Origin of the sequence: Mycobacterium mantenii (assembly GCF_001667865.1) — a bacterium.
GTDB classification, from domain to species: Bacteria; Actinomycetota; Actinomycetes; order Mycobacteriales; family Mycobacteriaceae; genus Mycobacterium; species Mycobacterium mantenii_A.
On record NZ_LZJP01000100.1, the window covers coordinates 48,859 to 71,576 of the forward strand.

22 protein-coding genes are annotated in these 22,718 nt (G+C 66.4%); 9 read left to right on the forward strand and 13 right to left on the reverse strand.

Annotated features, from left to right (window positions below; translation table 11 throughout):
• Positions 1-51: 51 nt before the first annotated feature.
• Together kstD and A5688_RS17690 are read left to right on the forward strand one after the other, a co-directional pair.
• Entirely contained in the window at positions 52-1,734 is a 1,683-nt protein-coding gene (gene kstD, locus A5688_RS17685) for a 3-oxosteroid 1-dehydrogenase (RefSeq protein WP_067832892.1), read from the forward strand.
• Position 1,735: 1 nt separating this feature from the next.
• On the forward strand, positions 1,736-2,608 hold the full coding sequence (locus tag A5688_RS17690; RefSeq protein ID WP_067907896.1) for a MaoC family dehydratase: 873 nt from the start codon (positions 1,736-1,738) through the stop codon (positions 2,606-2,608).
• Positions 2,609-2,673: 65 nt separating this feature from the next.
• Here A5688_RS17690 and A5688_RS17695 read toward each other — a convergent pair whose 3' ends face one another.
• From A5688_RS17695 to A5688_RS17725, 7 genes are all read right to left on the reverse strand, one after another.
• Positions 2,674-3,519 (reverse strand): hypothetical protein, encoded by an 846-nt coding sequence (locus tag A5688_RS17695; protein WP_067907893.1) that lies wholly within the window; start codon positions 3,517-3,519, stop codon positions 2,674-2,676.
• 130 nt (positions 3,520-3,649) lie between these two features.
• Positions 3,650-4,819 carry a lipid-transfer protein gene (locus A5688_RS17700; RefSeq protein WP_067832772.1) on the reverse strand — a complete coding sequence of 390 codons (1,170 nt, stop codon included), beginning with the start codon at positions 4,817-4,819 and terminating at the stop codon, positions 3,650-3,652.
• Positions 4,819-5,220: a MaoC family dehydratase gene (locus A5688_RS17705; RefSeq protein ID WP_008263666.1), complete on the reverse strand. Its 402-nt coding sequence runs from the start codon at positions 5,218-5,220 to the stop codon at positions 4,819-4,821. Before A5688_RS17705 ends, A5688_RS17700 begins: the two co-directional genes overlap by 1 nt.
• A complete protein-coding gene (locus tag A5688_RS17710; protein ID WP_067907890.1) occupies positions 5,217-6,179 on the reverse strand; it encodes a bifunctional MaoC family dehydratase N-terminal/OB-fold nucleic acid binding domain-containing protein in 963 nt (320 codons plus the stop codon). The genes A5688_RS17705 and A5688_RS17710 overlap by 4 nt, the downstream gene beginning before the upstream one ends.
• The gene (gene fadE29 / locus A5688_RS17715) at positions 6,176-7,339 is read right to left on the reverse strand and encodes an acyl-CoA dehydrogenase FadE29 (protein WP_067832760.1); all 1,164 of its coding nucleotides are present in this window, start codon (positions 7,337-7,339) and stop codon (positions 6,176-6,178) included. Before fadE29 ends, A5688_RS17710 begins: the two co-directional genes overlap by 4 nt.
• Positions 7,330-8,355 (reverse strand): acyl-CoA dehydrogenase family protein, encoded by a 1,026-nt coding sequence (locus A5688_RS17720; RefSeq protein ID WP_067907887.1) that lies wholly within the window; start codon positions 8,353-8,355, stop codon positions 7,330-7,332. The genes fadE29 and A5688_RS17720 overlap by 10 nt, the downstream gene beginning before the upstream one ends.
• Positions 8,355-9,605 carry a cytochrome P450 gene (locus A5688_RS17725; protein ID WP_067832744.1) on the reverse strand — a complete coding sequence of 417 codons (1,251 nt, stop codon included), beginning with the start codon at positions 9,603-9,605 and terminating at the stop codon, positions 8,355-8,357. The genes A5688_RS17720 and A5688_RS17725 overlap by 1 nt, the downstream gene beginning before the upstream one ends.
• 121 nt (positions 9,606-9,726) lie before the next feature.
• Here A5688_RS17725 and A5688_RS17730 point away from each other — a divergent pair, with 121 nt between their 5' ends.
• From A5688_RS17730 to A5688_RS17740, 3 genes are all read left to right on the forward strand, one after another.
• The gene (locus A5688_RS17730) at positions 9,727-10,890 is read left to right on the forward strand and encodes a steroid 3-ketoacyl-CoA thiolase (RefSeq protein ID WP_067832733.1); all 1,164 of its coding nucleotides are present in this window, start codon (positions 9,727-9,729) and stop codon (positions 10,888-10,890) included.
• A gap of 22 nt (positions 10,891-10,912) precedes the next feature.
• Positions 10,913-11,305 (forward strand): hypothetical protein, encoded by a 393-nt coding sequence (locus A5688_RS17735; RefSeq protein WP_067832716.1) that lies wholly within the window; start codon positions 10,913-10,915, stop codon positions 11,303-11,305.
• 61 nt (positions 11,306-11,366) lie between these two features.
• Positions 11,367-11,825, forward strand: a complete 459-nt coding sequence (locus A5688_RS17740) for a nitroreductase family deazaflavin-dependent oxidoreductase (protein WP_067832702.1) — start codon at positions 11,367-11,369, stop codon at positions 11,823-11,825.
• Positions 11,826-11,846: 21 nt separating this feature from the next.
• Here A5688_RS17740 and A5688_RS17745 read toward each other — a convergent pair whose 3' ends face one another.
• The gene (locus A5688_RS17745) at positions 11,847-12,752 is read right to left on the reverse strand and encodes an SDR family oxidoreductase (RefSeq protein WP_067832689.1); all 906 of its coding nucleotides are present in this window, start codon (positions 12,750-12,752) and stop codon (positions 11,847-11,849) included.
• Positions 12,753-12,766: 14 nt separating this feature from the next.
• Positions 12,767-13,552, reverse strand: a complete 786-nt coding sequence (locus A5688_RS17750; RefSeq protein WP_165607484.1) for an SDR family oxidoreductase — start codon at positions 13,550-13,552, stop codon at positions 12,767-12,769.
• Between the two features lie 69 nt (positions 13,553-13,621).
• Between A5688_RS17750 and echA20 the strand changes: the two genes are divergently transcribed.
• Genes echA20 through ipdC form a run of 4 tightly spaced genes read left to right on the forward strand, consistent with a single transcriptional unit; the run spans position 13,622 to position 17,080 of the window.
• Complete coding sequence (gene echA20 / locus A5688_RS17755) at positions 13,622-14,380, forward strand: (7aS)-7a-methyl-1,5-dioxo-2,3,5,6,7,7a-hexahydro-1H-indene-carboxyl-CoA hydrolase (RefSeq protein WP_067832676.1); 759 nt, start codon at positions 13,622-13,624, stop codon at positions 14,378-14,380.
• Positions 14,377-15,261 carry a cholesterol ring-cleaving hydrolase subunit IpdA gene (ipdA, locus tag A5688_RS17760; protein WP_067907883.1) on the forward strand — a complete coding sequence of 295 codons (885 nt, stop codon included), beginning with the start codon at positions 14,377-14,379 and terminating at the stop codon, positions 15,259-15,261. The genes echA20 and ipdA overlap by 4 nt, the downstream gene beginning before the upstream one ends.
• Positions 15,258-16,013 carry a cholesterol ring-cleaving hydrolase subunit IpdB gene (gene ipdB, locus A5688_RS17765; protein WP_067832658.1) on the forward strand — a complete coding sequence of 252 codons (756 nt, stop codon included), beginning with the start codon at positions 15,258-15,260 and terminating at the stop codon, positions 16,011-16,013. The genes ipdA and ipdB overlap by 4 nt, the downstream gene beginning before the upstream one ends.
• Positions 16,010-17,080 (forward strand): (3aS,4S,5R,7aS)-5-hydroxy-7a-methyl-1-oxo-octahydro-1H-indene-4-carboxyl-CoA dehydrogenase, encoded by a 1,071-nt coding sequence (gene ipdC / locus A5688_RS17770; protein WP_067907880.1) that lies wholly within the window; start codon positions 16,010-16,012, stop codon positions 17,078-17,080. Before ipdB ends, ipdC begins: the two co-directional genes overlap by 4 nt.
• 115 nt (positions 17,081-17,195) lie before the next feature.
• Here the strand turns inward: ipdC and A5688_RS17775 are convergent, their stop codons facing one another.
• The 4 genes from A5688_RS17775 to A5688_RS17790 all read right to left on the reverse strand — a co-directional run bounded on the left by A5688_RS17775 (position 17,196) and on the right by A5688_RS17790 (position 22,463).
• The gene (locus tag A5688_RS17775) at positions 17,196-17,810 is read right to left on the reverse strand and encodes a sigma-70 family RNA polymerase sigma factor (RefSeq protein ID WP_067907877.1); all 615 of its coding nucleotides are present in this window, start codon (positions 17,808-17,810) and stop codon (positions 17,196-17,198) included.
• Positions 17,811-17,941: 131 nt separating this feature from the next.
• Positions 17,942-20,734 carry a helix-turn-helix transcriptional regulator gene (locus A5688_RS17780; protein WP_067907874.1) on the reverse strand — a complete coding sequence of 931 codons (2,793 nt, stop codon included), beginning with the start codon at positions 20,732-20,734 and terminating at the stop codon, positions 17,942-17,944.
• Positions 20,735-20,929: 195 nt separating this feature from the next.
• A complete protein-coding gene (locus A5688_RS17785) occupies positions 20,930-21,595 on the reverse strand; it encodes a nitroreductase (RefSeq protein WP_067831095.1) in 666 nt (221 codons plus the stop codon).
• Between the two features lie 109 nt (positions 21,596-21,704).
• Complete coding sequence (locus A5688_RS17790; RefSeq protein WP_067907871.1) at positions 21,705-22,463, reverse strand: SDR family oxidoreductase; 759 nt, start codon at positions 22,461-22,463, stop codon at positions 21,705-21,707.
• Positions 22,464-22,718 lie beyond the last annotated feature (255 nt).

Consider the following 22,718-nt stretch of genomic DNA (forward strand, 5'->3'; position numbering starts at 1 on the left):
GTCGACCGGGCCAGTAGCGGTCGCCCCGGGCAATTCTATAACGTGTTCTACATGTCAGCGCAGGAGTACGACGTCGTCGTGGTCGGGAGCGGCGCAGCCGGGATGGTAGCCGCCCTTACCGCCGCTCACCGGGGTCTTTCCACCATAGTCATCGAGAAGGCCCCGCATTTCGGCGGCTCGACAGCACGGTCGGGCGGCGGCGTTTGGATCCCAAATAACGAAGTGCTCAAGCGTGACGGGGTCCGCGATACCGCCGAGGCCGCCCGCACCTATCTGCACGGGATCGTCGGCAGCGTCGTCGAGCCGGAACGCATCGACACCTACCTCGAGCGCGGACCCGAAATGCTGTCCTTCGTGCTGAAGCACACACCGCTGAAGATGTGCTGGGTGCCGAAGTACTCCGACTACTACCCCGAGTCGCCGGGCGGGCGCGCGGAGGGCCGATCGATCGAACCGAAACCGTTCAACGCCCGCAAGCTCGGCGCCGACGAATCGGGTCTGGAGCCGGCGTACGGCAAGGTTCCGCTGAACGTCGTGGTGATGCAACAGGATTACGTGCGGCTGAACCAGCTGAAGCGCCACCCCCGCGGCGTGCTGCGCAGCCTGAAGGTCGGTGCCCGCACCATGTGGGCCAAGGCGACCGGCAAGAACCTGGTCGGCATGGGCCGGGCGCTGATCGGGCCGCTGCGGATCGGGTTGCAGCAGGCCGGGGTTCCGGTGGTGCTCAACACCGCGCTCACCGACCTCTACGTCGAAGACGGTGTGGTGCGCGGTGTCTACGTGCGTGGTGCCGAGGACGCCGAATCGGGTGAGCCCCGGCTGATCCGGGCCCGGCGCGGCGTGATCCTGGCCTCGGGTGGGTTCGAGCACAACGAACAGATGCGGGTGAAGTACCAGCGCGCGCCGATCACCACCGAGTGGACCGTCGGCGCGGTGGCCAACACCGGCGACGGAATTCTGGCGGGCGAAAAGCTCGGCGCCGCACTGGATATCATGGAAGACGCCTGGTGGGGGCCGACCGTTCCGCTGGTGGGTGCACCGTGGTTCGCGTTGTCCGAGCGCAACTCGCCGGGGTCGATCATCGTCAACATGTCGGGCAAGCGGTTCATGAATGAATCGATGCCCTACGTCGAAGCGTGCCATCACATGTACGGCGGCGAATACGGTCAAGGACCGGGACCCGGCGAGAACATTCCCGCCTGGCTGGTGTTCGACCAGCAGTACCGGGACCGCTACATCTTCGCGGGATTGCAACCCGGACAGCGCATTCCGCGTAAGTGGTTGGAGTCCGGCGTCATCATCCAGGCCGACACCCTGGCGGAACTGGCGCAGAAGGCCGGGCTCCCGGTAGACGAATTCAGCGCGACCGTGGAACGTTTCAACGGATTCGCGCGCTCCGGCATCGACGCCGACTTCCAGCGCGGCGAGAGCGCCTACGACAAGTACTACGGTGACCCGACCAACAAGCCAAACCCCAACCTCGGCGAGATCAGTCACGCGCCGTATTACGCGGCCAAGATGGTGCCCGGGGACCTGGGCACCAAGGGCGGTATCCGCACTGACGTGCACGCCCGGGCGCTGCGCGATGACGGCAGTATCATCGAGGGCCTTTATGCCGCGGGCAATGTCAGCGCTCCGGTAATGGGCCACACGTACCCCGGCCCGGGCGGCACCATCGGTCCGGCCATGACGTTCGGCTACCTGGCGGCGTTGCACATCGCGGAGGAGTGCTGAGATGCCCATCGACGTAGGCGTTGCGCTGAGCGCTGAGCTGGATCCCATCGAATTCTCCTGGAACAGCAGCGATGTCCAGCTCTACCACCTCGGCCTGGGCGCGGGCGCCGATCCAATGGACCCGCGTGAGCTGCGCTACCTGATCGATGACAGCCCGCAGGTGCTACCGACGTTCGGCAATGTGGCCGCTACCTTCCACGCCACCAAACCGCCGACCGTGAAGTTCCCCGGCATCGACATCGAACTGGGCAAGGTGTTGCACGCCAGCGAGCGGGTCGAGGTGCCCGCTCCGCTCCCGCCGTCCGGCTCGGCCAAGGCCGTCACGCGGTTCACCGACATCTGGGACAAGGGCAAGGCCGCGGTCATCTGGAGCGAGACGACGGTGACCGCACCCGACGGCACGCTGTTGTGGACCCAGCGCCGGTCGATCTTCGCCCGCGGCGAGGGCGGCTTCGGCGGCGAGCGTGGCCCGTCGACCTCGGACGGCGCGCCGGACCGTGCTCCCGATCTCGAGGTCGACGTGCCGATCCTGCCGCAGCAGGCGCTGCTCTACCGGCTGTGCGGCGACCGCAACCCGTTGCACTCCGATCCCGAATTCGCCGCTGCCGCAGGCTTTTCGCAGCCCATCCTGCACGGGCTGTGCACCTACGGCATGACCTGCAAGGCGATCACCGATGCACTGCTCGACGGCGACGCCGGCGCGGTGGGGGCGTACGGCGCGCGTTTCGCCGGGGTGGCCTTCCCCGGCGAGACGCTCAAGGTCGGCATCTGGAAGGACTCGACGTCTTCTGAAGGCCGCTTCCTGGCCAGCGTTGTCGCGCCCTCGCGCGACAACGCCGTCGTGCTCTCCGGCGTCGAACTGGTGCCCGCGTAAGGAGCCTTTTCGCCCGTTCTTCGCCGAGTGTGCGGCCAGCCGCACACTGGATGCCGAATGTGCGGCTAGCCGCACATTCGGCGGGTCAAGGCGTTACGCACACGGCGAATGATCTCGGCGGGCCGGTCCCCTGCGACTACCCGCACGACGATCCAGCCGAGCCGTTCAACCATCTCCAGCCGCCGCACATCCCAGGTGTATTGCCGTCGATCGCTGCGGTGCTGCTCACCGTCGTATTCGACGGCCACCTTGACGTTCTCCCAACCCATGTCCAGATATGCGACCGCATTGCCGAATTCGTCGAGCACCGGCATTTGTGTTTGCGGTTTCGGCAACCCGGCCTGGATTAATACGACGCGCAGCCACGACTCCTTGGGCGACTGGGCCCCGGCATCGAACAGGTCCACGGCCTGGCGTGCTTGAGCAACGCCACGGCGCCCCAGGTATCTGCGAGCCAGCAACTCAACATCGGCGGCTTTGATCTCCGTAGCCCTGGCGAGTGCGTCAATCGCCGCTACCGCCGACACGACGGGATACCAACAACCCAGGTCCAGCGCCGTCCTGATCGGCGAAGTGACTGGCATGCCGGCCACCAGCTCGATCTCGTCGTCCTCGATGCGGTCTCGATGGGTCTGAATTCCCGGTGGACCCCGCCGATTGTCATGCACCAAGTCCACTACCTGCCAATCATCGACCCACTTGCTTCCGTGCAGCCCTGCCGCGGCGAACCCGGCGACCACACCTCGACGTCCGGTCCAGAGCCACCCCGCCTTCGCGCGTAGTTCGGCAGTGACGTCGACGTCACGCTCCAGATAGACGTCCGGAAATAGGCGGCGAAACCGCGTAGCCAATTGTGACTTGGTCAATACCCCTGCAGCGATGGCTTCGCTGCCTATCAAAGGCCCACCCATGACCACGCAGCGTCGCATGGGGAGCCGCGGGCGTCACTTCAGCCGCCGAGTGTGCGGCCAGCCGCACGTTGGACGCCGAGTGTGCGGCCAGCCGCACGCTCGGCGGGAAAGGGGCGCAAGAGAAGGCCCGCTAGCCCAGGATGAGGCCCGACGTGGGAACACCCGTGCCCGCGGTGACCAGGACGTGCTCGACGTCGGGCACCGGGTTCACCGAGGTGCCCCGCAGTTGCCGCACACCCTCGGCGATGCCGTTCATGCCGTGGATGTAGGCCTCACCTAGCTGACCGCCATGCGTATTGATCGGCAGCCGGCCGCCGATTTCGATGGCGCCGTCGGCGATGAAGTCCTTCGCCTCGCCCTTGCCACAGAATCCCAACTCTTCCAACTGAATCAGCGTGAAGGGGGTGAAGTGGTCGTAGAGCACCGCGGTCTGGATGTCGGTTGGCTTGAGACCGGATTGCTGCCACAGCTGCCGACCCACCACACCCATCTCGGGCAGGCCGAGCTCGGGCCGGTAGTAGCTGACCATCGTGTACTGGTCGGGGCTGGAGCCCTGCGCCGCCGCCTCGATGATCGCCGGTCGCTGCTTGAGGTCCTTCGCACGCTCCGGCGACGTCACCACGATCGCGACCGCTCCGTCGGTCTCCTGGCAGCAGTCCAGCAGCCGCAGCGGCTCGGCGATCCACCGCGAATTCTGGTGGTCCTCAATGGTTATCGGCTTCTCGTAGAAATACGCCTTCGGATTCTTGGCCGCGTGTTTGCGGTCGGCCACCGAGATCGCACCGAAGTCGCGGCTGGTCGCACCGGACAGGTGCATGTAGCGCTGGGCGATCATCGCGACCTGCGCGGCCGGGGTCGACAACCCATGCGGATACGAGAAGGAGTTGTCGGCTGCTGTCGAATCCGCTTGCACCCCGGCATTTCCCACCAGCCGGGTCTGCACCTGACCGAACCGCATGCCCGAGCGCTCGTTGAACGCCCGGTATGCGACGACGACGTCGGCCACCCCGGTGGCCACGGCGATCGCCGCCTGCTGAACGGTCGCGCACGCGGCGCCACCGCCGTAACCGATCTGCGAGAAGAACTTCAGGTCACCGATACCGGCCGCGCGCGCGACGGCGGTCTCGTTGTTGGTGTCCATCGTGAAGGTGGTCAGCCCGTCGACATCGGACGGCGAAAGACCCGCGTCGTCCAACGCATCCAGAACCGCCTCAGCCGCCAGCCGCAGCTCGCTGCGCCCGGAGTCCTTGGAGAAGTCGGTGGCGCCGATACCGACGATCGCGGCTTTACCCGATAACATCAGGCACCCCCGATCGTCAGCGTCACGTTCGCGATGACGTGGTCGCCAAGGCTGTTGCGGCCGAACACCTTCAGCGTGATCAGGCCGTCATCAACAGCAGTCACCTCACCGGAGAACGTGACGGTGTCATAGGCGTACCACGGCACGCCGAGCCGCAGCCCGATCGATTTGATGAGCGCCGTCGGACCCGCCCAGTCGGTGACGTAGCGCTGCACCAGGCCGGTGTCGGTGAGGATGTTGACGAAGATGTCCTTGGAACCCTTGGCCTGAGCCAGGTCGCGGTCGTGGTGCACGTCCTGGAAGTCCCTGGTGGCCAAGGCCGTTGAGATGATGAACGTCGGCGTCCCGTGCAGCTTGAGTTCGGGCAGGGTGGTGCCCACTTCGACGACGGGTGCGCTCATGCTTGATCTCCCAAGGGTTCCCAGGCGTAGAGGCTCCATTCCGGGCCGGACTCGCCGGCCGGGAAGTCGATATAGGTTGCGCGCACCGGCATTCCGATCTTGATCTCGGCGTGGTCGACGTTGCGCAGCTCGCCGAGCATCCGAACACCCTCTTCCAGTTCGATCAGTGCGATCACGAACGGCAGCGTGCGGCCGGGCACCTTCGGCGCGTGGTGCACCACGAAACTGAACACCGTGCCGCGTCCGCTGGCCACCGCATAGTCGATGGGCTCGGCCTTGTCCTGCCACACCGCCGGCACCGGCGGATGCTGCAGGGTGCCATCGGCAAGACGCTGGATGCGCAGCTCGTGCGCCTTGACGCCCTCCCAGAAAAAGGCGGTGTCGCGCGACACCGCCGGACGCATCATGGCGTCGGCGTCCAGGTCCTGCGGGACGGAGCCGGTGGCGCCGGAATCCTCGCGAGGTCTGAATTTCAGGATGCGCCAGGCCATCTCGGCGACGTCCTCGTCACCGACGCGCCAGGTGATGTGCTGGTTGATGAACCAGCCCTCACCGAGCCCGGTCTGCTTGGGGCCGACCACGTCGCGCATCTCGGAGTGGACGGTGACCTGCTCGCCCGGACGCAGGTACCGGTGGTAGGTCTGCTCGCAGTTGGTCGCAACCACCCCGATGTAGCCGGCCTCGTCGAACAGCTGCATGATCGGGCCCATGGGGTCGTCGGTCGGGCGCTCCCCACCCAGACCGAACATCGTCCACACCTGAATCATGGCCGGCGGCGCGACAATCCCCGGGTGTCCCGCCGCACGGGCGGCGGCCTCGTCGACGTAGATCGGGTTGCGGTCGCCGAGCGCCTCGACCCAGTTGTTGATCGTCGGCTGGTTCACCGGATCCCGGGCATCGCGCGGCGCAGCGACGACGGTGGCGGTGATCTCCGCGACCGCTTCCTTGATATCGGTCATCGAGGCACCCTCGGCACCTTGAGGCCGGCGGCGGCGATCATCTCGCGCATGACTTCGTTGACGCCGCCACCGAAGGTGATGACGAGGTTGCGCTTGGTTTGGGAGTCCAGCCAGTTGAGCAGGTCGGCGGTATCCGAGTCGGCGGGGTTGCCGTACTTGCCGACGATCTCCTCGGCCAGTCGGCCGATGTACTGGATACGCTCCGTGCCAAAGACTTTCGTCGACGCCGCATCGGCGACGTTGATGTCCTCACCCGCGGCGGCCACCTGCCAGTTGAGCAGCTCGTTGATCCGCCACATCGCATGGATCTCACCGAGGGCCCGTTTGACGTCCTGGTGGTCGATCGGCGTGACGCCGTCGCTGCCCGGCTTGGACGCCCAGGCGTGCACCCGATCGTAGATGCCGGCGGTGCGGCCCGCAGGGCCCAGCATGACCCGCTCGTTGTTGAGCTGGGTGGTGATCAGCCGCCACCCGCCGTTCTCCTCGCCGACCAGCATGTCGGCGGGCACCCGCACATCGTTGTAGTACGTGGCGTTGGTGTGGTGGGCGCCGTCGGACAGGATGATCGGCGTCCAGGAGTAGCCGGGATCCTTGGTGTCGACGATCAGGATCGAAATGCCCTTGTGCTTCACGGCTTCCGGGTCGGTGCGGCAGGCCAGCCAGATGTAGTCCGCGTCATGGGCACCGGTGGTGAAGATCTTCTGACCGTTGACGATGTACTCGTCGCCCTGACGAACGGCGGTGGTCCGCAGGGACGCCAGGTCGGTCCCCGCCTCGGGCTCGGTGTAGCCGATCGCGAAGTGCACCTCCCCGGCCAGGATCGCCGGCAGGAACTTCTTCTTCTGCGCCTCGCTGCCGAACTGCTGCAGGACCGGGCCGACCGTCTGCAACGTCACCGCGGGCAGCGGCACGTCGGCACGGTGCGCCTCGTTGACGAAGATCGACTGCTCGATCGGGCCGAAACCCAAGCCGCCGAACTCCTTTGGCCATCCGACCCCGAGCTTGCCGTCCTGACCCATCCGCCGGATCACCGCACGGTAGGCCGCGTTGTGCCGGTCCTGCTCCATCGCCTTCATCTCGTCGGACGAGATCAGGTTCGAAAAGTATTCCCGCAGTTCCGCTTGGAGCTGTCGCTGCTCCGGAGTCAGGTCTATGAACATTGCGCTCCCACCAGATCGAGACGATGAGAAGGACCGCCCAGCAGCCGGGACAGGTCCTTGATCGTGGAGTAGTACCGGTGCATCGGATAGGTGATGTCCATCCCCATCCCGCCGTGCAGGTGATGGCAGATCTGCATCACCGGCGGCGCCTGCGAGGTGATCCAGTAGCCGAGGACGTCCAGGTCGTCTTGTACTTGAGGGGCGGATCCGCCCCTTTCGGACAGCCCCCAGGCGACCGACTTGGCCACCAAATCGATGGTGCGCGAGACGATGTAGACCTCGGCGAGCTGGGCGGCCACGGTCTGGAACGTCGACAGCGGCTTGCCGAACTGCTTGCGGTTGGCCACGTAGTCGGCGGTCAGACGCAGCGCCCCGGCCACCAGCCCGTCGGCGTAGGCGCCGATGGCCGCCAGCACCAACTGGTTGACCCGGGGCGCCCCGGCACCCGCCAAAACGGCCGATTCTTCGATCGTGACGTCGGCGAACGTGACCGTGTACTCCTCGGAGTCGTTCGAGGTCGGGGTCCGAACCACCTCAACCCCGGTTGCCTTCGACGACACCACCACCACCGCGCTGTCGGCGGTGACGAGGATCCAATCCGCCGACGCGGCATACGCCACACCGACTTTGGTGCCCGACAATTTGCCGTTGGCGAACGTGGTGGCGGGCCGGTCGGGCAGCGCCGTACCGGGCTCGTTGAGCGCCGCGGTCAGCACACCGCCCTTGGGGACGGCCGCCAGATACCGGTCCTGCTGTTCCTCGGAGGCCAGGTCCAGCAGCGGCAGCACACCGAAACCCAGTGTGGCCAAAGCCGGGGTGATGGCACCGTGGCGACCGATCTCGGTCAGCACGGTGGCGACCTCGGGCAGACCCACGCCGTCGCCGCCGAGACGTTCGGGCACCGGCAGCGCCGTCACGCCGCCGCTGACCAAAGCGTCCCAACTCAAGTCACGCTCGAAGACCGACGTCACCACATCGGCGACGGCCTGTTGCGTCGCGGTGAGATCGAAGTCCATCAGGACGTCACCGCGGGCTTCCCGGCGTAATCGACCTGCCAATGCTTGATGCCGTTGAGCCAGCCGGACCGCAGCCGCTCGGGCTCACCGATCGGCCTGAGATCGGGCATGTGGTCGGCGACCGCGTTGAAGATCAGGTTGATCGTCATGCGCGCCAGGTTCGCACCGATGCAGTAGTGGGCCCCGGTGCCGCCGAATCCGACGTGCGGGTTCGGGTCGCGCAGGATGTTGAAGCTGTGCGGGTCGTCGAAGACCTCTTCGTCGAAGTTGGCCGACCGGTACGACATCACCACCCGCTGACCCTTTTTGATCTGCACGCCGCCCAGCTCGGTGTCCTCGTTGGCGGTGCGCTGGAAGGCCGAGACCGGGGTGGCCCACCGGATGATCTCGTCGGCCGTGGTCACCGGGCGCTCCTTCTTGAAGAGCTCCCACTGATCGGGGTTGTTCGCCATCGCGATCATGCCGTGGGTGATCGAGTTACGCGTCGTCTCGTTGCCCGCCACGGCCAGCATGACCACGAAGAAACCGAACTCGTCGTCGGAGAGCTTCTCCCCGTCGATGTCGGCCTGGATCAGCGTGGTGACGATGTCGTCGGTGGGGTTCTTGTTGCGCTCGGCCGCCATCGCCATGGCGTAGGTGATCAGCTCCATGGACGACTGCGCGGGATCGACGTGGGCGTACTCGGGGTCGGTGCCACCGGTCATCTCATTCGACCAGCGGAACAGCTTGTCGCGATCCTCCTGGGGAACGCCCAGCAGACCCGCGATGGCTTGCAGCGGCAACTCGCACGAGACCTGCTCGACGAAGTCGCCGCTGCCCTCCTTCGCGGCGGTCTCGGCGATGTTCTGGGCACGCTGGGCCAGTTCGGCTTCCAGCCGTCCGATGGCCCGCGGCGTGAACCCGCGGGAGATGATCTTGCGCAGCCGGGTGTGGTGCGGAGCGTCCATGTTGAGCATGACGCTGCGCTGCAGCTCGACCTGCTCACGCTTCATCTCCGGCGGCCAGGTGGGAATGGCGCCGTTCATCCAGCTCGAGAAGATGTCGCTGCGCTTCGACACCTCCTTGACGTCGGCGTGCTTGGTGACGATCCAATATCCGTGGTCCTCGAACCCACCCGCGCCATCCGGGATGTCGACCCAGTGGATCGGCTCTGCCTTGCGCAGCTGGGCGAGTTCCTCGACCGGCAACCCTGCAAGGTTGACGTCCGGGTCGAGAAAGTCGAAGTCGGCGGGAATGTTGGGGGGTGCCATGTGTATGCGCTCCTCAATTGCAACGTGTTCTAGTGCCAGTAAAACACGGCTCCTGCGCAGATAAAAGGCAGGTCACCATCCTCGCTTGTCAGAGTAATGAAACGTGTTCTAGCCTGACGGAATGGGTAACCCTGTCATCGTTGAAGCCACTCGTAGCCCCATCGGTAAGCGGAACGGATGGCTGTCCGGTCTGCACGCCACCGAACTGTTGGGCGCGGTCCAGAAGGCGCTGGTCGAGAAGGCCGGCATCGACGCCGGCGACGTTGAGCAGGTAATCGGCGGCTGCGTGACACAGTACGGCGAGCAGTCCAACAACATCAGCCGGGTCAGCTGGCTGGTGGCCGGGCTGCCGGAACACGTCGGCGCGATGACCGTGGACTGCCAGTGCGGCAGCGGCCAGCAGGCCAACGGCCTGGTCGCCGGTCTGATCGCGGCGGGTGCCATCGACATCGGCATCGCGTGCGGAATCGAGGCCATGAGCCGCGTCGGGCTCGGCGCCAACGCCGGTCCCGACCGCACCATCCTGCGGCCCGCGTCGTGGGACATCGATCTGCCCGACCAGTTCACCGCGGCCGAGCGGATTGCCAAGCGGCGCGGCATCACCCGTGACGACATCGACGAGTTCGGCCTGGCGTCCCAGAACAAGGCCAAGCAGGCCTGGGAAGAAGGCCGCTTCGACCGCGAGATCTCCCCCATCGAAGCGCCGGCGCTCGACGAGAACAAGCAACCGACGTCCGAGCGGGTCACAATCAGCCGCGACCAGGGCCTGCGCGAAACCACGCTGTCGGGCCTGTCCGCGCTGAAGCCGGTCCTCGAGGGCGGAATCCACACGGCGGGAACGTCATCGCAGATCTCCGACGGCGCCGCGGCCGTGCTGTGGATGGACGAGGACAAGGCCAAGGCGCTCGGCCTGAAGCCACGCGCCCGCATCGTCAGCCAGGCGCTGGTCGGGGCCGAACCGTACTACCACCTGGACGGGCCGGTGCAGTCGACGGCGAAGGTGCTGGAGAAGGCCGGGATGAAGATGGGCGACATCGACATCACCGAAATCAACGAGGCATTCGCGTCGGTGGTGCTGTCTTGGGCACGGGTGCACAACCCGGACATGGCCAAGGTCAACGTCAACGGCGGGGCCATCGCGCTGGGCCACCCGGTGGGCAGCACCGGCAGCCGGCTGATCACCACCGCGCTGCACGAACTGGAGCGCACCGACCAGAGCACCGCGCTGATCACCATGTGCGCGGGCGGCGCCCTGTCGACCGGCACCATCATCGAGCGCATCTAGCGCGGTCCTTGTCAGCTTCCCGGTGAGCGTCTCCGACGAAAGCCGCATCGCTGCGGCGCAGTCCTACATCGACGCGTTGGTCAACCATGACGGTGACACCGTTCCGTTCGCTGCCCACTGCATCCGCATCGAGCAGGGAATCAAGAACGGTTTCTCCGGGAATCACCTGCGGCGCAGCCTCAATCGCGGGCTCCAGTACCGGTTACTCGCGGGCACGACGCCACCGCACTACCGCATCGACGGCGACCGGGTGCGCGCGGTGTACACCGTGCTGACCAAGGCGGCCTTCGGCGGCCGGCGACTCGCCGCGCACGTCAACGAGACCTTCGTGATTCCGGCCGAAAGCGCAAGCGCGAAAGCCGAAATCCACCACATCACGGTTCGCTTCCATCCTTTTATCCAGCGGCGCCGGTAACGACGCAGCCCGCCCAACCGGGCTGCGGAGGAGCCGGCCAGATCGAGCACAGAGGAGCATCATGCCCAAACCGAAGCCACGCTCACTGAACGCCCCCTGGGTCGGCTTCATCATCAAATGGATGGCCAAGGGCAATGCGTGGATCTATAAGCGCAGCAACGGAAAATGGGGTGGCACCTTCCAGAAGGCCCCCGTCGCGCTGCTCACCACCACGGGCCGCAAGACCGGCGAACCGCGGGTGAGCCCGCTGCTCTACCTGCGCGAGGGAAACCGCGTCATCCTGGTCGCCTCCAAGGGTGGCAGCGACAAAAACCCGCTGTGGTACCTCAACCTCAAGGCCAATCCAGAAGTCTCCGTCCAGATCAAGGACGAGGTGCTGCAGCTGCAGGCGCGCGATGCCACCGAGGCGGAACGCGCCGAGTACTGGCCGAAGTTGGACGCCATGTATCCCTCGTTCGACGACTACCGGGCGTGGACCGATCGGGTCATCCCCGTCGTCATCTGCGACCCCGTGGCCTAAACCGGCAGCGGCGCACGCAGTCTAGGCGCCGTAGACCGGGACCGGCCGTCGCGCCTTGGCGAGCAGGTCGGCGACGACACGACCCAGTTCGGCGGGATCCCACCTCGCGCCCTTGTCGATCTCCGGCCCGTGCGCCCAGCCCTCGGCGACCCGGATCTTGCCGCCCTCGAGTTCGAACACCTTGCCGGTGACGTCGCGCGATTCGGCGCTGCCCAGCCAAACCACCAGCGGGGAAATGTTTTCCGGGGCCATGGCGTCGAAGTCCTGGTCCTGCGTCGCCATCATCTCGGCGAACACGGTCTCGGTCATCCGGGTGCGCGCCGAGGGCGCGATGGCGTTGACGGTGACGCCGTAGCGTCCCATCTCGGCGGCGGCGACCAAGGTCAGCGCCGCGATGCCGGCCTTGGCGGCGCTGTAGTTGCCCTGCCCGACGCTGCCCTGCAGGCCGGCACCCGAACTCGTGTTGATGATCCGGGCGTCAACGGTTTTGCCCTCCTTGGACAGCCCGCGCCAGTACGATGCGGCGTGGCGCATCGTGGCGAAGTGCCCCTTGAGGTGCACGGCGATGACGGCGTCGAACTCCTCTTCGCTGGTGTTGGCCATCATCCGGTCGCGCACGATGCCGGCGTTGTTCACCAACACGTCCAGCCCGCCGAAGTTTTCGACGGCGGTCTGGATCAGGCTCGCCGCCTGGTCCCAATCCGCGATGTTGGATCCGTTGGCGACGGCTTCGCCACCGGCGGCGGTGATTTCGTCGACGACGCTCTGGGCGGCGCTGCCGCCGCCGGCCGGTGAGCCGTCCAGGCCCACCCCGATGTCGTTGACCACCACGCGCGCGCCCTCTTCGGCGAAGGCCAGCGCGTGCGCGCGACCGATGCCGCCGCCCGCTCCGGTGACGATGACGACGCGGCCGTCAACCACTCCCATAGTCCTTGTCTCCTCTACTGGATCGCGCTGGCGTTCGTGGTGGCCAGATAGTGCGGCGGCTCGCCGCCGCCGTGCACCTCTAACGAGGCTCCGCTGATGTAGGACGCCGTGTCGGACGCCAGAAATGCTGCGGCCCACCCGATGTCGTCAGGTTTGGCCAGCCGCCCGAGCGGCACGTTCTTCGAGATCGCGGCGATGGAGTCGGCATCGCCGTAGAACAGTTCGGACTGCTCGGTTTCCACCATGCCGACCACGCAGGCGTTCACCCGGACCTTCGGACCCCACTCCACCGCCAGCGTCTGGGTGAGGCTTTCCAGGCCCGCCTTGGCTGCCCCGTAGGCGCCGGTGCCCGGGCTCGGCCGCCGGCCGGACAGGCTGCAGATGTTGATGATCGAACCACCCCGCTGCTGGCTTTGCATGTGAGCGTTCGCGTGCTGCGAAACCGACAGCGCGCCAATCAGATTGAGTTCGATGATCTTGCGGTTGAACTTGGCGCTGGACTCCGCGGTCAGCACGTAGGGCGATCCCCCGGCGTTGTTGACGACGACGTCGAGCCGGCCGTGCCGGTCCACGATGGTGTCGATCAATCCCTTGACGGCGTCGTCGTCGCGGATATCGCAGGAGTGGAATTCATAGGGCAGGCCCTCGACCTCGCGCCGCGCGCAGGTGACGACGGTGGCGCCCTGCCCGGCGAAAACGGAGCTGATCCCGGCCCCCACCCCGCGGACACCGCCGGTGACGAGAACCACCCGCCCGGCCAGCCCCAAGTTGATGGCGTCGGATGCTTCGGCGCGAGTCACTGTGCTAGCGTACCAAGCAAGTGCTTGCTTAGGTAGTTACCCCCCCAAGCCCCACAAGGAAGTGGCACCTTGCCCATCACATCCACAATCACCGAACCGGGCATCGTCGCGGTTACCGTCGACTTCCCGCCCGTGAACGCCATCCCGTCGCGCGGCTGGTTCGAGCTGGCCGACACCATCACCGCGGCCGGCCATGATCCCGAGACCCACGTGGTGATCCTGCGCGCCGAGGGCCGCGGCTTCAACGCCGGGGTCGACATCAAGGAGATGCAGCGCACCGAGGGATTCACCGCGCTGATCGATGCAAACCGCGGCTGCTTCGCCGCGTTCCGCGCGGTCTACGAGTGCGCGGTGCCCGTCGTCGCCGCCGTGAACGGGTTCTGCGTCGGCGGCGGCATCGGGCTGGTCGGCAACTCCGACGTCATCGTGGCCTCCGACGACGCCACCTTCGGGCTGCCGGAGGTGGAACGCGGCGCGCTCGGCGCGGCGACGCACCTGTCGCGACTCGTTCCGCAGCACCTGATGCGGCGGCTGTTCTTCACCGCGGCCACCGTGGACGCCGCCACCCTGCACCACTTCGGTTCGGTGCACGAGGTGGTGCCGCGTGACGAACTGGACGAGGCCGCGCTGCGGGTCGCCCGCGACATCGCCGTCAAGGACACCCGCGTCATCCGCGCGGCAAAAGAGGCGCTTAACCTGATCGACGTGCAACGCGTCAACTCGAGTTACCGCATGGAGCAAGGGTTTACGTTCGAGCTCAATCTGGCCGGGGTCGCCGACGAGCACCGCGACGCCTTCGCCGGCACGACGAAGGGCGAGAACTCGTGAGCGACAAGAGAACCACTCTGGACGAGGCCGTGGCGCAGTTGCGCAGCGGCATGACGATCGGCATCGGCGGCTGGGGATCGCGGCGCAAACCCATGGCGTTCGTGCGCGCCCTGCTGCGCACCGACATCACCGACCTGACGGTGGTCACCTACGGCGGACCGGATCTGGGGCTGCTGTGCTCGGCCGGCAAGGTCAAGCGCGTCTACTACGGCTTCGTCTCGCTGGACTCCCCACCCTTCTACGACCCCTGGTTCGCCAAGGCGCGCACCGGCGGCGCCATCGAGGCCCGGGAGATGGACGAGGGCATGCTGCGCTGTGGCCTGCAGGCCGCCGCGCAACGCCTGCCGTTCCTGCCGATCCGGGCCGGGCTGGGCAGTTCGGTCCCGGACTTCTGGGAGGGCGAGCTGCAGACGGTGACCAGCCCGTATCCGGCACCCGGAGGCGGGTACGAGACGCTGATCGCGATGCCGGCGCTGCGCCTGGACGCCGCGTTCGCACACCTCAATCTCGGTGACGCGCAAGGCAATGCGGCCTACACCGGGATCGACCCCTACTTCGACGACCTGTTCCTGATGGCCGCCGACAAGCGCTTCCTGTCGCTGGAGCGCATCGTCTCCACCGAGGAGTTGGTCAAGGCGGTTCCCCCGCAGGCGCTGCTGGTGAACCGGATGATGGTCGACTCCGTGGTGGAGGCGCCGGGAGGCGCCCACTTCACCACCGCCGCACCGGATTACGGCCGCGACGAGAAATTCCAGCGGCATTACGCCGAGGCCGCCTCGACCGAACAGGGGTGGCAGCGGTTCGTCGCGACCTATTTGTCGGGCACCGAGGACGACTACCAGGCCGCGGTTCGCGCGTTCGCAGAGGAGGCCGCCAAGTGAGCAGCACCCGCGCCGAAGTGTGCGCAGTCGCCTGCGCCGAACTGTTCCGGGATGCGGGCGAGATCATGGTCAGCCCGATGACGAACATGGCGTCGGTCGGTGCGCGACTGGCGCGGTTGACCTTCTCGCCGGACATCCTGTTGACCGACGGCGAGGCGCAGCTGCTGGCCGACACCCCGGCCCTGGGGCAAGCCGGGGACCCAAAGAGGATCGAGGGCTGGATGCCGTTCGGCCGGGTCTTCGAAACGCTGGCCTGGGGGCGGCGGCACGTGGTGATGGGCGCCAATCAGGTTGACCGCTTTGGCAATCAGAACATCTCGGCGTTCGGTCCGCTGCAACACCCGACCAGGCAGATGTTCGGCCTGCGGGGTGCGCCGGGCAACGCGATCAATCACGCGACCAGCTACTGGGTGGGCAACCACTCCAAGCGGGTGTTCTGCGAAAAGGTCGACATCGTATGCGGAGTCGGCTGGGACAACGTGGACCCCGACAACCCGGCGTTCCGGTTCGCCAACACGTACCGGGTCGTCTCCAACCTCGGGGTGTTCGACTTCGGCGGGCCCGAGCGCACCATGCGTGCCGTGTCCCTGCATCCCGGGGTGTCGCCCGACGACGTCCGCGAGGCCACGTCATTCGAGGTGCACGGCGTTGACGAGGCCGGCGAGACCAGGCTGCCGACCGACGAAGAGCTCCGCATCATCCGCGAGGTGATCGACCCGAAGTCCCTGCGCGACCGAGAGATACGTTCATGAAGTTGCGCACGCCGCTGACCGAGCTGGTCGGTGTCGAGCACCCGGTGGTGCAGACCGGGATGGGATGGGTGGCCGGCGCCCGGCTGGTCGCCGCCACGGCCAACGCGGGCGGGCTGGGCATCCTGGCTTCGGCCACCATGACGCTCGACGAGCTGGCGACGGCCATCAGCAAGGTCAAGTCCGCCACCGACAAACCGTTCGGGGTGAACATCCGCGCCGACGCCGCCGACGCCGGCGACCGCGTCGACCTGATGATCCGCGAGGGCGTGAAGGTGGCGTCGTTCGCGTTGGCGCCCAAGCAGGAGCTGATCGCTCGCCTGAAAGACGCCGGCGCCGTGGTGATTCCGTCGATCGGTGCGGCCAAGCACGCGCGCAAGGTCGCGGCCTGGGGCGCCGACGCGATGATCGTGCAGGGCGGCGAGGGCGGCGGCCACACCGGACCGGTCGCCACGACCCTGCTGCTGCCGTCGGTGCTGGACGCCGTGCGGGGGACCGGAATCCCGGTGATCGCGGCGGGGGGATTCTTCGACGGGCGCGGGCTCGCGGCCGCGCTGAGCTACGGTGCCGCCGGCGTGGCGATGGGCACACGCTTCCTGCTGACCTCGGATTCGACCGTGCCCGACGCGGTCAAGCGGCGCTACCTGGAGGCGGCGCTGGACGGCACCGTCGTCACGACGCGTGTCGACGGCATGCCCCACCGGGTGCTGCGCACCGGCCTGGTCGAGAAGCTCGAGGGCGGTTCGCCGGTACGGGGTCTGACCGCGGCCGTGCGCAACGCCGCCAAGTTCAAGCACATGTCGCAGATGACCTGGCGGTCGATGATCAGCGACGGCCTGGCGATGCGCCACGGCAAGGAGCTGACCTGGTCGCAGGTGGTCATGGCGGCCAACACCCCGATGCTGTTGAAGGCGGGGCTGGTTGACGGCAACACCGATGCCGGGGTGCTGGCCTCGGGTCAGGTGGCAGGCATCCTCGAGGACCTGCCGTCGTGCGCCGAGCTGATCGACTCGATCGTGCGCGACGCCGTCAAGCACCTGCAGTCGGCGGTCGCATTGGTGGAGGACTGACCAAGGCCCAATGCGTTTGGGCGCCTGATTCCACCGAGACACGTAATCGCTGGCGCACCAACAGGTTCCGCTTCGTCGACGTGGATGAGCTTCGGCCGAAGTGCTGGGACCGGTTTTATGCGATGCGTTGTTCGACCGAGGACCCATCCGCTCGATGGTCGGCGACATGCGCCAATGCAGTGCGCAGCCGATGCCTGCCCCGTGACACCCGCGACATCACAGTTCCAAATGGGATATCCAGGATCGCGGCGGTCTCCGCGTAGGTGTATCCCTCGACATCGGCGTAGTACACCGCTGTCCGGAAGCCGTCCGGCAAAGACTCCATTGCGGCCTTGACTTCGTTGTCGGGCAACGCATCCAGGGCCTCCTCCTCAGCGGAGCGCAGCCCCGCGGGAACGCGTGCCGCACTCAAGGCCAGCTCCCGCTCAGTGATGTCGTCGACTGAAACCTCCGAGGGGCGGCGCTGTCTACAGCGGTACGTGCTGACCCAGCGGTTGTAGAGAATCCGGAAAATCCAGGCCTTGAGATTGGTGCCCTCCTGGAAAGTATGAAATCCCGCGTATGCGTAGAGGAGGGTGTCTTGCAGCAGATCTTCCGCGTCGGCGTCGCAGCGCGTCAGGCGCCGCGCTCCGCGGGAGAGAACATCCAACAAAGGCGTCGTTTCACGGCCGAAACGCGCGGCGAGATTCTCGTCCGGCTCGGACGTGCACCGTTCGGAAGTGATTGCCATGATCAAAGTCCCTCGATCGCCGGTGATACCGCCCGCAGCGGGCTGCCTAAATCAGACTGGCGGCTGCGAAGGCAGAGCGAACCCTTGGAAGTCCGTAGTCCGCAGTTGGTGGTATCAGGGAGGCGCAACGGCTAGCTGGCCCACGACACGGCGCGCAGCTGCCTACGCGAGGTGATGCCGAGCTTGACGAAGACCTTTCTGAGATGCCATTCGACGGTATGCACGCTGATGAACAGCTGCGCGCCGATCTCTTGATTCGTCAGTCCTTCCGCGGCCAGGCGTGCGATCTGCGCCTCTTGGCTGGTCAGCCGATCCCCCGAGCCATCCGATTGTTTGCGCACCTTTTTCCCCGCGGCCACGAGTTCTCGACGAGCACGCTCCGCGAATGCCTGTGCACCCATGCGGGTGAACATTGAGTGCGCCTCGGTGATCTGCCGACGCGCATCGAGTCGCCGGTTCACCCGGCGAAGCCACTCGCCGTACCGCAGATGGGCGCGGGCCAGGTGTACGACGATGCGGGTCCTCTCTAAGCGTTCGATGCTTTCGATGAAGAGGCTTTCGGCAAGATCGTTGTCGGCCAATAGAGCTCGCGCACTCGCCAGCACACCGAGGCCCCAGTCGCTGGCGCTAGCGCCAACGCGTTCTTCGAGTCGCCGCAGAGCGATTGCGGCGGTTTCCTGCTCGCCAAGGTGTGTCGCACCTTCGATCAGTTCGATCAGGCACCACCCGTAGAAACCGAGATCCATGTGTTCACACGCCTCGCGAGCGGCTGCGAAAGCCTCCTCGTATCGGCCGAGACCGTTGTTGAGCACAGCTTTGGCATATCCAGCCAGGCCGAGGAGCCGGCCTTCGCCTCTGGCTGTTCCTTCCGCGGCGGCTGCCTCGATCAACCCGACCGCGTCGGCAGGAATCCCGCGCCAGGCAGCCAGTAGCAATGCGTCGTATTTCAGTGGCGTGTGGCCCGTCGCTGCCGTGATCGAGGCTGCCTCCTCGACAAGTGTTGCCGCCGCGGCGAATTCGCCTGCCAGCACATGCGCCCTGGCCTGGTAGGCGAGCGCTCGTGGCAGGACTGCCAGTGCACCGGCGTCACGCGCGTGACGGACGATGTCGGAGGCCAACTGAAGGTACATTGCGTCGTCCCAGAGTTCGGCGGCGGCGGATTCGTGCACGATCGGAAAGGCCATCGATATCGAACTCAGCACCTGGCTGTCATTTCGTTTCATCTCGTCGCAGACGCGCTGCAGTGCCGTCCGCAGGACGTCGTGGCCGCCGTTCGCATAATCGATGATCCGGTCGGCTATGCCGCTCAAGAGGTCATGAGTCTGCCGCTGCGGCTTCGGTACCCGGCCGACCGCACCGCACGCAGCTTCGGCAGCATTCACAAGTGCGTCGGGTTCGTCGAGTCGTCCAACGGACATGGCCGCCGCGACCGCCTCAAGATAGGTCTCTCCCGCTAACCGGCTGTCGAGGCTTTCCAGACACTTGGCGGCGCTGAGCAGCTGCGAGGCGGGCTTGGCAAGCCGGGGCGCGCTGGTATCACCGCCACGGCTGCGCGCAAAGTCCATCTGGGCGCGCAATCGGGCCACTTGCGCGCGCTGAAGGTCTGATAGCGGGCCCAGTTCGGCGATCGCGAGGAGTTTGTATGCAGCCTCAGGGGCTGCCGCATCTCCTTTTGCATGTGCGGCAGCGATCGCCCTGGAGCCGCGCCGGGCAGGGTCCGATGTCAAAGCGGTCGCGCGCTCCAAGAAAGCCGCCGCCGCGGCAATACCGCCCCGGTTCTGGGCACGGACCGCCGAGACTTCCAGCTCCGCGGCCACCGCCTCGTCGGGTCCCGCTGCGGCGTTGGCGGCGTGCCACGCCCGACGGTCGGGATCCGATTGCGGATCGGTTGCGTCGGCCAGGGCCTGATGTATTGCCCTCCGGTCGGCCAGATCCGCGGCGCGATAGGCGGCCGAGCGCATCAACGGATGGTGGAAGCGCATGCGTGGCCCGAATTCGATCACTCCATCAGCCTCCGCGGGCGCCAGAGCATCGACCGCGATGCCCAGCCGCGCAGCGGCGCGCAGGAACAGTGCGGCATCACCGACCGGCTCGGCGGCCGCGACAAGCAACAACAATTGAGTGTCGGCCGGAAGCGACCTGATGCGACGCACGAAGCTGTCTTCGAGCTGTCCCGCCGATGAGCGCACACCCGAATTCCCGAATCCGCTGACAAGCTCGGCAGCGGAAATGTTTCGAGGTACTTCCAGCAACGCCAGTGGAATGCCGCGCGTCTCGGCGATGATGCGATCACGCACCCGCTCGTCGATGCGCCCCAACAGGACCGAGCTCAACAATTCGCGGGCGTCGCCGTCCGATAGCCCAGTGACCATCAGTTCCGGCAGCCCGCCTAGCGCGTCGGCGCCGCTGTCGCGCGCCGCGAAGACCAACGCGACGGGCTCGGCTAAGAGACGCCGCGCTACGAAGGCAAGTGTCTGCACCGACACCTGGTCGAGCCACTGCGCGTCATCGATGACGAAAAGCAGTGGTTGCTCCTGAGCGGCTGCGGCCATCAGGCTCAGCACTGCCAATCCGACAAGGAAACGATCGGGTGTCGGTCCGACACCGCGGCCAAAGGCTACATTCAGCGCCTCGCGCTGAGGTACCGGCAGTTGATCAAAGTGATCCATCAGCGGCGCGCACAGCTGCTGCAGCCCGGCGAATGCCAGCTCCATGTCCGACTCCACGCCGGCGACCTGGATGCAGCGGAAACCAGAAGCCAGCTCTGACGCGTACCCAAGTAGGGCAGTCTTGCCGACACCTGGCTCCCCACGGAGCACCAAGACCTGACAGGTACCCGACTGGACCGTCGAAATCAGCCCGCGCAGCGTTTCGCATTCGCCGGCGCGGCCGCGCAGACCTTTACCACGACCCTGCATCGACATAGACACTTCGTCGTCTGTCCAGTGGTTCTCAGCGGTTTGGTGTGCGCGGATGGCACCTGATCCGACTTGGATCGTAGCTGAGCACCTTCACCCCTGCAGCGCGGGCACGATAGGCCGGATTGGGCGGGGTTTGCCGCGTCGCATCCGCCAGCGCTGATTAACCAGGACGACTCACGCACAGATGGCGTGCCGGGCCTAGTCCTGGACGAACGTGACGGTTTCGTCGAGCGGCGCGCGGCCCGTACGCGCGTATTTCACCGCGGCGTCTTCGTACCCGATCGACATGCCGCAGAACAGGATCAGCCCGTCCGGGGGCGACAGGACCTCCGCAACCGTCTGGCGAACCTGCGACCACGCCATCTGCGGGCAGCTGTGCAGCCCTTCGGCGCGCAACAACAGCATCACGGTCTGCAGGTACATCCCGACGTCGGCCCATTGGGGGCGGCCGAGGTCGCCGTCGATGTAGCAGAACAGCGCGGCAGGCGCGCCGAAACAGTTCCAGTTCGCGATAGCTGCCCGCTGGCGCGCCTCCCAGTCATCGCGCGCAATGCCGAGCGCGCTGTAGCGTTCCTTGCCGAAGGCGGATCGGCGTTCGCCGTACGGCGACTTCATCTCGGGCGGATACATTTCATACTGCCGCGTGTCCCACGGGTCGCCGTGGGCCACGCGTTCGACTGCGCGTGTCTTGAGTTCGGCCAGCGGCGTGCCGGTGAGGACATAGGTGTTCCACGGCTGAACGTTGGATCCGGACGGCGACCACGCCGCGGCGGACAGCACCCGCTCCAACACCTCCCTGCGGACCGGCTTGTCGGTGAATCCGCGCACCGCCCGCCGACTGGTAACCGCCTCATAGACATCCATTACCGCCTACCTCCCTTCTCATACGTGCGCAGGCACCCCCCGCTTGTCGCGCAGCTCGTGAAGCCCGCATGACCCCGGCTATCACCGCGCTCGGTGTCTCGACGACAACCTAGGACTTGGCTGCCGTTTCGAGAATCCAGTCTTCAAACCGAGTTGCGAACAGAGTCGCGCCTTCCTCCGGAACGAGGGTCCGCTCTTCGATTTCGGCGCCCCAGTACCGGGCGGCGGCGTCGGCGAGAACTTCGCGGGAATCACCGCGCGCGGTCAGCGCCGTCCGGATGAGGTCGGGAAGCTGATAGGCCTGGGGCCCGCCCACTTCCGTGATGCCGTTGACCGGCGCGCCGACCGTCGCGATGGCCACCCCTTCAGCCACGTCAGCAGAAGCCATCGGTTGGATAAGTGCCGACGGCAGACGCACTGTGTTGCCCTCGGTCGCGGAGTCGGCAATGAAATTGAGGAACTCGAAGAACTGCGTTGCGTGGACTATCGAATACGGAATTGGTCCCGCACTGATCAGGTTCTCCTGCGCCAACTTTGCGCGAAAATAGCCGCTCTGCGGGGCCAGCCGGTCGGTGCCCACGACCGACAGCGCGACATGGTGGCCGACACCCGCATCGGCCTCGGCTATCAGCAAATTCGTCGTCGCCTTCGTGAAGAATTCGGTCGCGGAAGCTTCCTCGAACGAAGGCGAGTTCGACACGTCGACCACCACGGCGGCGCCTGCCACGACGTCGGACAAGCCTTCGCCGGTAACGGTGTTCACACCTGTCGAGGGAGCCGCGGCGACCGCGTCATGGCCACGTTCGGTCAAGTCGTGCAACAACTTTGAGCCCACCAGGCCGGTTCCTCCGATTACGACGATTCTCACGGTCAGCCCTCCTAGATTGCGTGGCGGCCCGCGTCAGCCGGCCTCCTGCGGTGATGACCGGGCAGCCTCTCGATTGACGACAGCTGTCCAGCGGCAAGAACGGATGAGTCAGCGCAAATTCATCCCGGCGCCAGAGAACTCTTCGAAGAGCCACGCGGCACATGCGGCGGACCAAGAGACTCGGCGGGCGACCACGAATCGGACTACGGACTTCCAAGGTGCGCTTCACCGTGCGGGGCCGGAGTGTGGTCTGCG